The sequence below is a fragment of the Psychrosphaera ytuae genome, assembly GCF_017638545.1.
In the GTDB taxonomy this organism is placed as follows: domain Bacteria; phylum Pseudomonadota; class Gammaproteobacteria; order Enterobacterales; family Alteromonadaceae; genus Psychrosphaera; species Psychrosphaera ytuae.
In genome coordinates this window covers 1,122,127-1,135,259 of the sequence record NZ_CP072110.1, presented here as the reverse complement: position 1 = coordinate 1,135,259, position 13,133 = coordinate 1,122,127, and the positions used below count along the sequence as shown (strand labels likewise).

General features: G+C 43.1%; 10 protein-coding genes and 1 tRNA gene. 10 read left to right on the top strand and 1 reads right to left on the bottom strand.

The window, feature by feature from the left end; genetic code table 11:
* Window positions 1-17: 17 nt before the first annotated feature.
* On the bottom strand, window positions 18-1,097 hold the full coding sequence (locus J1N51_RS04980; protein ID WP_208832868.1) for a cysteine synthase A: 1,080 nt from the start codon (window positions 1,095-1,097) through the stop codon (window positions 18-20).
* A 294-nt stretch (window positions 1,098-1,391) separates the two neighbouring features.
* Between J1N51_RS04980 and J1N51_RS04975 the strand changes: the two genes are divergently transcribed.
* The 10 genes from J1N51_RS04975 to J1N51_RS04930 all read left to right on the top strand — a co-directional run bounded on the left by J1N51_RS04975 (window position 1,392) and on the right by J1N51_RS04930 (window position 12,937).
* Window positions 1,392-1,468 (top strand) — tRNA-Met (locus J1N51_RS04975).
* 306 nt (window positions 1,469-1,774) lie between these two features.
* On the top strand, window positions 1,775-2,233 hold the full coding sequence (rimP, locus tag J1N51_RS04970; protein WP_208832867.1) for a ribosome maturation factor RimP: 459 nt from the start codon (window positions 1,775-1,777) through the stop codon (window positions 2,231-2,233).
* A 22-nt stretch (window positions 2,234-2,255) separates the two neighbouring features.
* Entirely contained in the window at window positions 2,256-3,749 is a 1,494-nt protein-coding gene (gene nusA, locus J1N51_RS04965; RefSeq protein WP_208832866.1) for a transcription termination factor NusA, read from the top strand.
* A 27-nt stretch (window positions 3,750-3,776) separates the two neighbouring features.
* The gene (gene infB, locus J1N51_RS04960) at window positions 3,777-6,428 is read left to right on the top strand and encodes a translation initiation factor IF-2 (protein ID WP_208832865.1); all 2,652 of its coding nucleotides are present in this window, start codon (window positions 3,777-3,779) and stop codon (window positions 6,426-6,428) included.
* 155 nt (window positions 6,429-6,583) lie between these two features.
* Window positions 6,584-6,931, top strand: a complete 348-nt coding sequence (gene rbfA / locus J1N51_RS04955) for a 30S ribosome-binding factor RbfA (protein ID WP_408635893.1) — start codon at window positions 6,584-6,586, stop codon at window positions 6,929-6,931.
* Between the two features lie 3 nt (window positions 6,932-6,934).
* Window positions 6,935-7,936 carry a tRNA pseudouridine(55) synthase TruB gene (gene truB / locus J1N51_RS04950; RefSeq protein WP_208832863.1) on the top strand — a complete coding sequence of 334 codons (1,002 nt, stop codon included), beginning with the start codon at window positions 6,935-6,937 and terminating at the stop codon, window positions 7,934-7,936.
* Between the two features lie 134 nt (window positions 7,937-8,070).
* Window positions 8,071-8,340 (top strand): 30S ribosomal protein S15, encoded by a 270-nt coding sequence (gene rpsO / locus J1N51_RS04945; protein WP_208832862.1) that lies wholly within the window; start codon window positions 8,071-8,073, stop codon window positions 8,338-8,340.
* A 221-nt stretch (window positions 8,341-8,561) separates the two neighbouring features.
* On the top strand, window positions 8,562-10,667 hold the full coding sequence (pnp, locus tag J1N51_RS04940; protein WP_208832861.1) for a polyribonucleotide nucleotidyltransferase: 2,106 nt from the start codon (window positions 8,562-8,564) through the stop codon (window positions 10,665-10,667).
* Window positions 10,668-10,782: 115 nt separating this feature from the next.
* Entirely contained in the window at window positions 10,783-11,706 is a 924-nt protein-coding gene (gene nlpI / locus J1N51_RS04935; protein WP_232842861.1) for a lipoprotein NlpI, read from the top strand.
* Window positions 11,663-12,937 (top strand): hypothetical protein, encoded by a 1,275-nt coding sequence (locus J1N51_RS04930; RefSeq protein ID WP_208832860.1) that lies wholly within the window; start codon window positions 11,663-11,665, stop codon window positions 12,935-12,937. Before nlpI ends, J1N51_RS04930 begins: the two co-directional genes overlap by 44 nt.
* Window positions 12,938-13,133 lie beyond the last annotated feature (196 nt).

Sequence of the window (13,133 nt, the reverse complement as noted above, 5' to 3'; positions counted from 1 at the left end):
AGGGTTTTAGATTTGGCCTAATTAAATTTGTGTGTCACTGGTTTAATTAGGTCCGTATCTTCTTTATATCTGTTTAGTAGGCTCTCAATAGTATCTTTGTTTACATCGATACCTTTTTCTTCAAGAAAAGCCGGATTGTAAAGTTTAGAAACAGAGCGCTCTCCCAAATCACAAGCAATGGTTACCAAGGATTGAGGTTGTCCGTTAGATAAAGGCCCAAATTTAATCGCAGCATAAAACGCAGCCGCCACATTCAAAGCACTAGAACTACCAAGCACGAGTCCGTCGTTATGTCTTACGTAATTGGCAATCGTAACTATGTCTTGATCGGTAATATTGAGAGCATAGTCTACAGAGGCTTGCTTGAAATTTTCAACCAAGCGCATAATACCAATTCCCTCAGTAAATGAGCTGCCCGGGGTTGCTTTGTATTCACCATTTTGAAGAAACGAATAAATACCTGAGCTACAAGGGTCGATACAAATCGTTTTGATGTCTGGGTTTTGTTCTTTTAGGTATTTTGTGATCCCGCCTAACGTGCCGCCAGTGCCCGCTGCAGAGACAAAAATACTAACTTTTCCGTCAGTCTGTTGATAAATTTCAGGGGCTGTATGTAAATAGTGAGCATCAGCATTAGATGTGTTCTCAAATTGATTGGCCCACCAGTGATCATTATGCTCCTCGCCGATGCGACGGGCTGTGTGGTAAAAGTGATTTTCGTTAGCAAAAGGTACTGGGTCGACCAAAATCAACTCAGCTCCATGTAGCTCAATCATTTGTTCTTTTTCTTTTGTTTGACCACGAGGCATTACAACTTTCAATTTGAAGCCCAATGCTTTTGCAACGATGGCTAAGCCGATACCGGTATTTCCAGCGGTACCTTCGACGATTGTCATACCTGGTTTTAATTCGCCGCTTTCCATTGCCGCCAGAACCATCTGTAGTGCTGCTCGGTCTTTTACTGAACCACCTGGGTTTTGGAACTCACATTTAACTGCGATATCACAGCCAGTTAATTTACTTAGACTTGGAATAGTTAGAAGATCTGTTTGACCTATGACTTCTGACAAATTTTTTGCATGTCCGTGTTTTGGCATAATCTCTCTCGAACTTTGTATTTTTCTGTTGCCATAATTCTATATTAATGTGATAAAAACCTAAATGAGATTGTTGGACTCAGCGAACTCCGTATTCAAATGATGGTTTTATGCATGCTATAGGTGAGTGTTGAAGTTTATTATATAAATGAGCACTAATAACTTGAATATCTAGAGTAGATACGTATAATGCACGCCATCGAAATTGATTAGCAAAACGCTAAGAAATTTAAGGCTTTCAGCCGAAGGTCGTCGGAGCCGACGACATTAATATAAACAGCTCAAGTCTACTGGCGCGGGATGGAGCAGCCTGGTAGCTCGTCGGGCTCATAACCCGAAGGTCGTCGGTTCAAATCCGGCTCCCGCAACCAATTTAGTAGCAATATGTAAAAGCTGTGGAAGCGCCCTCGGGCTCAACTCTTTATAAGAGCGCGAAGGTCACTGGGTTTAAATCCGGCTCCCGCAACCAATTTATAAATTGATGTATAGTCAGGTATTTTTGACAAATTCATATTGTATTCATAAATTGATGCTAGTAAGACAGGAATCTATAGCCTCGCAACGTCGGGGATTTTTAGTTTCCGTTCACAGTTTAAGTGGTGTACTTGACAAAAGTGCATGCAACTGGGGCTTTAGGCCCTTTTTTTGTATTTAAAATTAGCGATAGGAGTGGTGAATTGACTAACCTAGAACTGCGTTTAACTGAAATGCTACAACCTGCGGTTGAAGCTTTGGAGTTTGAATTGCTTGGTGTCGAGTTCATTCGTGCAGGTAATCATTCTACCTTGCGTATTTATATTGATCACGAAGATGGTATTACTGTCGACAACTGTGCTGATGTGAGTCGTCAAGTAAGCGCAATTCTTGATGTTGAAGATCCAATTTCTACCGAGTATAACCTTGAAGTTTCATCTCCTGGGGTAGACCGCCCGCTGTTTACTGCCAAGCATTTTGAGCAAGTAGTAAACGAAACAGTAAACGTGAAACTGAATGTACCGCAAGACGGTCGTCGCAATTTCAAAGGGACATTAGTCGAAGTTGAAGGCGATATGATTAACATTGAAGTCGATAACCAGGTGTTTTCAATCTTGATTGATAACGTCGCCAAAGCGCACTTAGTTGCTCGATTCGACTAACCAGATTAAGGAGCGAAGTATAATGGCAAAAGAACTATTACTGGTAGCAGAAGCGGTATCGAATGAAAAAGCCGTGCCACGCGAGAAAATTTTTGAAGCACTTGAGTTTGCTTTAGCAGCTGCAACGAAGAAGAAGCACACTGCTGAAATCGAAGTGCGTGTATCGATTGACCAAGAAACGGGTGAATATGACACGTTCCGTCGTTGGTTAGTTGTTCCAGATGATCACGAGATGGAAAACCCAAGTGCAGAGATGAGCTTGTCGGCTGCCCAATACGACGATCCAGAGCTACAACTAGGCGATTACGTTGAAGAGCAAATCGAATCAATTAAATTTGACCGTATTACAACGCAGATGGCTAAGCAAGTAATCGTACAGAAAGTACGCGAAGCAGAGCGTGGACAAATTGCAGAGCAGTACATCGACCAAGTTGGTGAGTTAATCACTGGTATCGTTAAAAAGATGAACCGCGACAACGTTATCCTAGACCTAGGTAACAATGCTGAAGCAGTACTTTATCGCGAAGATATGATTCAGCGTGAGACGTTCCGTCCAGGTGACCGTGTACGTGCATACTTATACGCAGTTAAGCCTGAAGTACGTGGCCCACAATTATTTGTTAGCCGTACTAAGCCAGAAATGTTGGTCGAACTGTTCCGAATCGAAGTTCCTGAAATTGGCGAAGAGATGCTCGATATTCTTGCTGCTGCTCGTGATCCAGGTTCTCGTGCGAAAATTGCGGTTAAGTCAAATGACCGTCGTATCGACCCAGTAGGTGCTTGTGTTGGTATGCGTGGTGCTCGTGTTCAAGCTGTTTCGGGTGAACTTAATGGCGAACGTGTAGACATCGTATTGTTCGACGATAACCCAGCACAGTTTGTAATCAACGCAATGGCGCCAGCAGAAGTGGCATCAATCATTGTTGATGAAGACAGTAAATCAATGGACATCGCAGTTGCAGAAGACAATCTTGCAATGGCAATCGGCCGTAACGGTCAAAACGTTCGTTTAGCTAGCCAGCTTACTGGTTGGGAACTGAACGTAATGACTGAAGCAGACATGGCTGAAAAACACCAAGCAGAAAACAGCAAAACAATTCAGTTGTTTGTTGATGGCTTGGACATCGATGAAGAATTCGCAACATTATTAGTTGAAGAAGGTTTCTCATCACTAGAAGAAGTTGCTTACGTACCAGTAGCCGAGTTATTGGAAGTAGACGGTCTTGACGAAGAGACAGTTGAAGAATTACGTTCACGCGCAAAAGCAACGTTGACAACACAAGCACTTAAAAATGAAGAGTCGCTTGAAAATGCAGAACCAGAAGAAGATTTGCTAAACCTTGAAGGCGTAGACCGTCACTTAGCGTACGTGTTGGCGAGCAAAGGCGTAACAAACTTAGAGTTGTTAGCTGAACAAGGTATCGATGATTTAGAAGGCATCGAAGAGCTAGACGAAGAGAAAGCAGGCCAGTTAATTATGGCTGCACGTAACATCGTATGGTTTAGCGAAGAGTAATAAGGTTCAACGGAGGTAGTTAAAAATATGACAGAAGTTAGTTTAGAAAAACTAGCCCAAGATGTGGGTACTCCGGTTGAGAAGCTGGTTTCACAATTCGCTGAAGCAGGAATTAAAAAGTCTGCTGGCGATATGGTTAATGAAGCTGAGAAAAAGCAGTTACTTGATCACTTAAGTAAAGCCCATGGTGGCGAAGGCGCAGAGCCTAAAAAAATGACATTACAACGCAAGACAAAAAGTACGTTAAGCGTTAACAGTGGTTCAGGCAAACAAAAGAATGTTCAAGTAGAAGTTCGTAAAAAGCGTACTTTCGTTAAGCGCAGTGCTGAAGAGCTAGCGGCAATTGCAGCAGCTGAAGAAAAAGCAAAGCAAGAAGCGGAAGAGCAAGCCAAGCGCGAAGCTGAAGAAAAAGCACAACGCGAAGCGGAAGCTAAAGCAAAACGCGACGCTGAAGCTAAAGCGAAGCGTGAAGCTGAAGAAAAGCGCAAAGCGGAAGCAAAAGCAAAAGCGGCTCAAGCTCCGAAGTCTGCTGAGAAAAAAGTAGACCCAGAAGAGACTGCTGAAGAGCAACGCATTCGTTTAGCGCTTGAACAAGAAGCAATTAAAAAAGCAGAAGAAGAAGCTGCAAAGCTAGCTGAAGAAGCTCGCAAATTGGCAGAAGAAAAAGCCAAAGAGTGGGAAGAAGCTGAAGAGCAACGCAAGTACAAATTAGAGCACGAAAAAGAAGAAGATCTTCACGTTCATAGCTCTGTATATGCACAGCTAGCAGAAGACGATCAAGACCAAGAAGAAGAGAAAAAAGCTCGCCGCAAGTCTAAGAAGAAAGGCGGTCAAAACGAAGAGAGCTTTAACCAAGGCGGTCGTCGTAAAAAAGGTAAGCAAGCTAAAAACCAACACGGTTTCCAAAAGCCAGCTTCTCCTGTTGAGCAAGTTGTTAAGATTGGTGAGACGATCACTGTTGCAGAACTTGCTAACAAGATGGCTGTAAAGGGCGCTGAAGTTGTTAAGCAAATGATGAAAATGGGTGAGATGGTTACCATCAACCAGGTTCTTGACCAAGAGACAGCAAGTCTTGTAGTTGAAGAAATGGGCCATAAGTTTGTTTTAGCTAAATCAAATGAATTAGAAGAAAACCTACTAGCGGATCGCGCGTCAGGTGAAGGTGAAGCGGTAACTCGTGCACCAGTTGTTACAGTAATGGGTCACGTTGACCACGGTAAAACATCATTACTTGACTACATCCGTAAGGCTAAGATCGCAGAAGGCGAAGCTGGTGGTATTACACAGCACATTGGTGCATACCACGTAGACACTGAAAACGGCATGATCACCTTCTTAGATACTCCAGGACACGCGGCGTTTACATCAATGCGTGCTCGTGGTGCTAAAGCAACAGATATCGTTGTTCTAGCGGTTGCTGCCGACGACGGTGTAATGCCTCAAACAAAAGAAGCGGTACAGCACGCGAAAGCGGCTGGCGTACCTTTGATTGTTGCGGTTAACAAAATCGATAAAGAAACTGCAGATCCTGATCGCGTTAAAAACGAACTATCTGCACTAGACGTAATCCCTGAAGATTGGGGTGGCGATACTCAGTTTATCCACGTATCTGCTAAAACAGGTCAAGGCATTGACGAGTTACTAGAAGCGATTAGCTTAAACGCAGAAGTACTAGAGTTAACTGCTGTTGACCATGGTGCAGCGCACGGTGTTGTTATCGAATCACGTCTAGATAAAGGTCGTGGTCCAGTTGCTACGGTTCTTGTTCAAGAAGGTGAGTTGAAGCGCGGTGACATCGTACTTTGTGGTTTTGAATACGGTCGTGTTAAAGCGATGAAAGACGAAAACGGTCAGCCGATTGAAAAGGCAGGTCCTTCAATTCCGGTAGAGATTTTAGGTCTTTCTGGTGTACCACAAGCGGGTGACGAAGCGACTGTTGTACGTGACGAGCGTAAAGCGCGTGAAGTTGCGAACGCACGTCAAGGTAAGTACCGTGAAGTTAAACTTGCACGTCAACAAAAAGCGAAGCTTGAAAACATGTTTGCCAACATGGAAGAAGGTGACGTTTCAGAACTTAATATTGTTCTTAAGACTGACGTACAAGGTTCACTTGAAGCGATTACTGATTCATTGACTAAACTATCTACAGACGAAGTTAAAGTTAACATCGTTGGTAGTGGTGTTGGTGGTCTAACTGAGACTGACGCATCACTAGCGCAAGCTTCTAACGCAATCGTAGTTGGTTTTAACGTACGTGCCGATGCAAGTGCACGTCGTCTAATGGAACAAGAAGACATCGATTTACGTTACTACAGCGTTATCTATGACTTGATTGACGAAGTTAAGCAAGCAATGTCTGGTATGTTAGCGCCTGAGTTCAAGCAAGAAATCATTGGTCTAGCTGAAGTACGTGACGTATTTAAGTCGCCTAAGATTGGTGCAATTGCTGGTTGTATGGTTACTGAAGGTACGGTTAAGCGTAACAACCCAATCCGCGTACTTCGTGACAACGTTGTTATCTACGAAGGTGAGCTTGAATCACTGCGTCGCTTCAAAGACGACGTACAAGAAGTTCGCAACGGTATGGAATGTGGTATCGGCGTTAAGAACTACAACGATGTTAAAGTCGGCGATATGATCGAAGTCTTTGAAATCGTAGAGGTTAAGCGTTCTCTTTAATTCCAAAACAAAAAGGAATTAAACGAGATTAAAAAGGGGCGCGCGAGCCCCTTTTTTGTGGTTATGCGATAAAGAGTTAAAAGTAGGAGAGAAAAGTGCAAAGAGACTTTTCGAGAACAGATAGAGTTGCACAACAAGTGCAGCAAGAAATTGCGATGATTTTGCAGCGCGATTTTAAAGATCCACGCGTGGGCTGGACAACAGTATCGGCCGTTGAGGTTTCTAAAGACTTAGCGTATGTCACTGTGTTTGTTACTTTCTTTGGAAAAGAAGGTGAAGAAATTCAACAAGCTATAGATATTTTAAACAAAGCTGGTGGATTTTTCCGTTCAGAAATCGGTAAGCGCATGCGTTTGCGTATCGTGCCTGAAGTTAAATTTGAGTATGACAACAGCTTAGTGACCGGTATCGAAATGTCTAAGAAAGTAGACGATGCCATTAATAAGGACAAAACGCGTCGTGCTGAGTCAGGTGATAATCCAGCGGAAGACTTGGACGATTAATTCATGGGACGTAAACGCAAAGGCCGTAATATCAACGGCATTGTGTTAGTCGACAAGCCTCAAGGTGCGTCGTCTAACAATGTGCTGCAAAAAGTGCGAGCTATTTACGGCGCGGCTAAAGCAGGGCATACAGGTGCATTGGACCCGTTGGCAACAGGCATGTTGCCAGTATGTTTGGGAGAAGCGACTAAGTTTAGCCAATACTTATTGGACTCGGACAAAAGTTACTTCGTTACCGCAAAGTTAGGTGAGCGTACCGATACAAGTGATGCCGACGGTGAAATAGTTGAAACCCGCCCAGTGTCAACGTCGATTGAAGAAATCGAACGGTTAAAGGCAAGCTTGACAGGTGATATCAAACAGGTTCCAACTATGTTCTCTGCGCTTAAGCACAATGGTCAGCCATTGTATAAGTTAGCAAGGCAAGGCATTACGGTTGACCGCCCAGCTCGTCCTATCACTATCTTTGAATTTGAGTTATTGGACTTTCGCGGCGATGAAGTTGATTTTCAGGTCCGATGTTCAAAGGGGACTTACATTCGAACCTTGATAGACGACTTGGGTCAACTCATAGGTTGTGGGGCACATGTAAAAGTGTTGCGACGCACTCAAGTTGCTAATTATCCAGCGGATCGAATGTTGACTTTAGAGCAGATCCAACAACTTAAAGACGACAACTTAGATGACGCTTTAAAAGTGGAAGGCGACCGTTATAGCGGGGTTGATTACACTGCATTGGATAGCCAACTTCTGCCAATGCAAACCGCCTTGATTGGCTTACCTAAATTGGTTATGCCAGCAAAAGACATCCAGACTTTGCGCTTTGGACAAACAGTACCGGTATACGAGGCGTTAGTGTTAGCTAATCAAGATGTGTTTGAACAAGGCTTGCAAAACCTCGATGGCCATGAGTTTGTGGCTTTTGCGGCAGAGGGTGACGAGTTTGCTGGCGTTGTCGAGTTTTCTAAAGGCGAAGTTAAAGTCAAACGATTAGTTGTGGTTTAAATAAAGCTTGAATTAAACCCTGCATTCGGTAGAATGCGCGCTCTTATTTTATCTGTAAAGACAAACTAAGAGCTTCCTGTTGGGCTGAGTTAGTGATCGGCTACAACAACATTTATTATTTTTAGGAGAGACTTATGTCACTAAGCGTTGAAGAAAAAGCAGCAATCTTAGCTGAATTTGGTGCGAACGAAAAAGATTCTGGTTCTGTTGAAGTACAAGTTGCATTATTAACTGCAGACATCAACAAGCTACAAGGCCACTTTGCGAGCCACAAGAAAGACAACCACTCACGTCGTGGTCTTTTACGCAAAGTTAGCCAACGTCGTAACCTTTTAGACTACTTAAAAGGTAAAAACCTTGAGCGTTACAACGACTTGATCAAGCGTTTAGGTCTACGTCGCTAATATTTCGAATTTTCGAAATTAGAAAAAGGAGCATTTTTTGCTCCTTTTTTTGTGCCTGAAACTTATTTTTAATAGCTTTCAAACTTGACCTACGTATAATATGCCTCGAACTTAAAACGAAAATATTAGATTCAGTCAGCGTGGTCGTGTGAGAAGTGAAATATGGCCGTCATAAAAGCGCTTTAAGATAAAACCTGAATCAAAAAGAAAGGAAAAAAAACGTGACTCCAATTATCAAAAAATTCCAATATGGTCAGCACGAGGTCACTCTAGAAACGGGCGTTATCGCACGTCAAGCTACAGCTGCTGTTATGGCAAGCATCGGCGACACATCAGTATTCGTATCTGTAGTTGGTAAAAAAGAAGCAAAAGAAGGTCAAGACTTCTTCCCGCTTACTGTTAACTACCAAGAAAAAGCATACGCTGCAGGTAAAATCCCAGGTGGTTTTTTCAAGCGTGAAGGTCGTCCTTCAGAAGAAGAAACGCTAATTGCACGTCTTATCGACCGTCCAATTCGTCCATTATTCCCAGAAGGTTTCAAAAACGAAGTACAAGTAGTATGTACAGTTGTTTCTGTAAACCCAGAAATTCAACCAGACCTAGTTGCAATGATCGGTGCATCAGCAGCGCTTTCTATTTCTGGTATTCCATTTAGCGGACCAATCGGTGTGGCTCGTGTAGGTGTTGTTGAAGGTCAATACGTTCTTAACCCATCTCAAACAGAATTAGCGACTAGCGACCTAGACTTGGTTGTTGCTGGTACTGAAAATGCTGTACTTATGGTTGAATCTGAAGCTGCTGTATTGTCTGAAGAGACAATGTTAGGCGCGGTTGTATACGGCCACGACGAAATGCAGAAAGTGATTACTGCAATCAACGAATTTGCAGCTGAAGTTGGCAACCCTGCGTGGGAATGGTCAGCACCAGAAGAAAACACAGAATTAAAAGCTAAAGTAGCTGAGTTAGCAAAAGAAGGCATCGATGCCGCTTACTCTATTGCTGACAAAATGGCTCGTTACGACGCCGTTGGCGAAGTTAAAAAAGCAACAATTGCTAAATTAGAAGAAGAGCTAAGCGAAGAAGACTTCAACGAAAAAGAAATCTCTGAGCTAGTACACGACTTAGAAAAAGACGTTGTACGTTCTCGCATCCTAGCAGGTGAGAAGCGTATCGATGGTCGTGACCCAGACATGGTTCGCGCACTAGATGTTAAGACTGGTATCTTGCCACGTACGCACGGTTCTTCACTATTTACCCGTGGTGAAACTCAGGCAATCGTTACTGCTACATTAGGTACAGAGCGTGACGCACAAATCATTGACTCACTATTAGGTGAACGTCGTGACAACTTCATGTTGCACTACAACTTCCCTCCGTACTGTGTTGGTGAGACAGGTATGATTGGTTCTCCTAAGCGTCGTGAAATTGGTCACGGTCGTCTTGCTAAGCGCGGTGTTGCTGCGGTTATGCCTACTCAAGAAGAGTTCCCGTACACAGTTCGTCTAGTTTCGGAAATCACAGAATCTAACGGTTCATCGTCAATGGCTTCAGTATGTGGTTCATCTCTTGCTCTTATGGATGCAGGTGTTCCTATTAAAGCATCTGTTGCGGGTATCGCGATGGGTCTAGTTAAAGACGATAACAACTTCGTTGTTCTTTCTGACATCCTTGGTGACGAAGACCACTTAGGTGACATGGACTTTAAAGTAGCGGGTACATCAGAAGGTATCACAGCTCTTCAAATGGACATTAAGATCGAAGGTATCACTCGTGAGATCATGGACAAGGCTCTAGTTCAAGCGAAAGCGGCACGTCTTCATATCCTAAGTGTTATGGACGAAGCGATCGGTGGTCACCGTGAAGAGATGTCTCAGTTTGCACCTCGTATCTACACTGTTAAGATCCCTCAGAAGAAGATTGCAGATGTTATCGGTAAAGGTGGTGCGACTATCCGTGCTCTTACTGAAGAGACAGGTACTACTATCGAAATCGATGACGATGGCACAGTTAAAATTGCTGCAACAGACGGTGCAAGTGCAGAAGCGTGTATCGCTCGCGTTAAGCAACTAACGACTGACCTAGAAGTAGGTAAGATTTATCAAGGTAAAGTTGCACGTATCGTAGACTTTGGTGCGTTTGTTAACGTGTTACCAGGTAAAGACGGCTTAGTTCACATTTCTCAAATCTCTCAAGAGCGTGTTGAGAATGTGGCTGACGTATTATCTGAAGGTCAAGAAGTTCAAGTTAAAGTACTTGAAATCGACCGTCAAGGCCGTGTGCGTCTAAGCATGAAAGAAGCAGTAGAAGCTGAAGCGTCTGCTGAATAACCGATTTTTCAAGGTTAATGAATAAAAAGAGAGCTTAGGCTCTCTTTTTTTGTGCCAGACTTATTGTTTAAAGACGTTTTGTGGTATTAATAAAGCGTCAAAAAAAGGAGTAATCATGAAATTTTCTGGCGTTACATTGTTGGCCATTACGTTGGCCATGACGCTGTTGGTCAGTGGCTGTGCTTCGACTGATAAAACACCAATAAATAGTGAGCCGCACTTCGTAAATAACGTAGTGATAACGGAGCCATTACGAGTGGATTATAAAAGCGAGCTTGCCATAGCAAAGCTGACCCAGATTATTAACCACGCTCAACTCGAAAAAGACAAGTTAGCAGAGCTATTGTACGACCGTGGTGTAATGTACGACAGTTTGGGACTGCGCTCGCTTGCCCAACTCGACTTTCGTCGCGCGTTAGAACACAAGCCAGACTTTGCTGATGCTTATAATTTTATCGGGATTCATTTAACGTTGATGGGGCAGTATACACAAGCCTTTGAAGCGTTCGATTCGGCTCTAGAAATTGACCCAGAGCACAAGTACGTTAAGTTAAATCGTGGTATTGCGCTTCATTATTACGGTCGAAATGAGCTTGCGATGGAAGACTTTGAGCAGTTTTATTTCGAAAAGCCACAAGATCCTTATCGGGCAATATGGTTATACTTTTCTGAGCTAGATAAAGATGCTGAGGGTGCTCGATTACGCCTAATCTACAATTCGACTCAATTGGACAATCAACTTTGGTCATTCGAGATTGTGCAGATGTTATTGGGTAATCTCGACGAGCAAAACTTCATTACGAACATGGGTAAAAACCTGAGATCTCAACGAGAGTTGGCAGAACGTCTCTGTGAAGGATACTTTTATTTAGCCAAAAAAGAGCTTAGCTTGGGTAATGATGAAAAAGCCAAAAACTATTTTAGGCTTGCATTATCAACCGGTGTTCATGAATTTGTTGAATACAAATACGCTCGTTTAGAACTCAACAAACTATATGAAAAAGCACGTCAGCAGTATGAGGCTTCACTGGTTAACTAAAAGCCTGTCAATCGCCATAGTTTGGCTTTTGACATCAGACAGTATTATCTTGTCTAAACAAGAGGTGAAGCGTCACTTTGAGGCCTCATCTACTTATATATACGCAGCGGCGGAGCAACAAAATGCCTCCGCTCAATTCCAAGCCTATCAAATTAGCCAATATTTACCCTACCTAACTAGCGCCGCTCAGCAAGGACATGTTCAAGCTGCGTGGCAATTGTATAAAGTGTTAGAAGCTAAAGGAACAGCAGCACCTAGTGAAGATACTGGAGATGAGTTTTGGCTCGAATACCTTGTCGCAAAAGATCACCCGCAAGCGTTAATAGAGTATGGTTTGAAACAAATTCGTATTGGTCAATTACCTGAACTCCCCCTTTGGTTAACACAGAAGTCTGACACCTTAGCTAACGCAGTATTAAGTCCTCATTATCAGAGTATGTTTGATGGCCTTTGGGCCTTAACCGAGTTGTTTGAGCTTACTTACAAAACCGATAATTACTCAGAAGAAGTGGAACAATTAGCAGTAAGTTTACTTCAAAGAGCAAGTACAATAGCTTTGCCGAAAAACCATTTTGAATCCAAAACAGAGCCACAGCGTTGTACTCAGTTAGTCCAAGCGTTAGTCGGCTCTGAGCGCCATGCTCAAAACCTCGCCTCTATATTGGACTTTATGTCGACCTTTAACAAAGGGGGCAGGTATTGTTTCTCTAAGCCAATAATTGATCCAAGGTTATTGGCAATATGCCCAGAGGATGAGTTTGGACGTGCTCAATGCCATTCAAATTTATTAAGTCGAATTAAGGAGCGGTATCGCCCGACGGATGACAAAGCCAAATCTACTCATTGGATTATTGTGACAAAGCAGGGTAACGCCAACACACGCGACAACCTTATTTTTATTGATGAACAAGATACTGCACAGGTCTTGCTGCACGAACTTGCGCATTGGTCGGGGCTTATAGATGAATACCAATTAAGACCTGAACAACAGGCGTTTGTATGCAGAGGTACAAAGCCTTACTGGCCAGGAAAAAACGTGTTAGTAGCACCTAAGGCAGTTGCTCAAGCTGAGCTTGAATCACAATTAGGAAAGCCGCTCTATCCAGTACAAACTTGTGCAGGGAGTCAATACAATAGCTATCGAGTACAAGCACAATCGACCATAATGGAATATTTTGACTTACCTATTTCGGGTGCCTATCAAGAGTTAATCTTTGCGGCAGAGGAATAATTAACAAACGTCATTAAACCTTCAAATACTGTTAAAGAAATCGCCATAAAGCCCCGTATACAATGACCGCCTAGGGCCACTTTGTTTGATTGTTTCACTATATACGCAACCCAATCTGGGGCAGGTTTGCGCCATTGTGGTGAGACAAGCGGTGAGTAAGAAAATGAGTGCTTATTAATTATCAACAAAATCATAC

Excerpts from the sequence above, each read along its gene's own strand:
- J1N51_RS04980 (WP_208832868.1), bottom strand. The coding sequence starts at position 1,097 with ATGCCAAAACACGGACATGCAAAAAATTTGTCAGAAGTCATAGGTCAA.
- nusA (WP_208832866.1), top strand. The coding sequence starts at position 2,256 with ATGGCAAAAGAACTATTACTGGTAGCAGAAGCGGTATCGAATGAAAAA.
- infB (WP_208832865.1), top strand. The coding sequence starts at position 3,777 with ATGACAGAAGTTAGTTTAGAAAAACTAGCCCAAGATGTGGGTACTCCG.
- rbfA (WP_408635893.1), top strand. The coding sequence starts at position 6,584 with ATGATTTTGCAGCGCGATTTTAAAGATCCACGCGTGGGCTGGACAACA.
- truB (WP_208832863.1), top strand. The coding sequence starts at position 6,935 with ATGGGACGTAAACGCAAAGGCCGTAATATCAACGGCATTGTGTTAGTC.
- rpsO (WP_208832862.1), top strand. The coding sequence starts at position 8,071 with ATGTCACTAAGCGTTGAAGAAAAAGCAGCAATCTTAGCTGAATTTGGT.
- nlpI (WP_232842861.1), top strand. The coding sequence starts at position 10,783 with ATGAAATTTTCTGGCGTTACATTGTTGGCCATTACGTTGGCCATGACG.
- J1N51_RS04930 (WP_208832860.1), top strand. The coding sequence starts at position 11,663 with ATGAAAAAGCACGTCAGCAGTATGAGGCTTCACTGGTTAACTAAAAGC.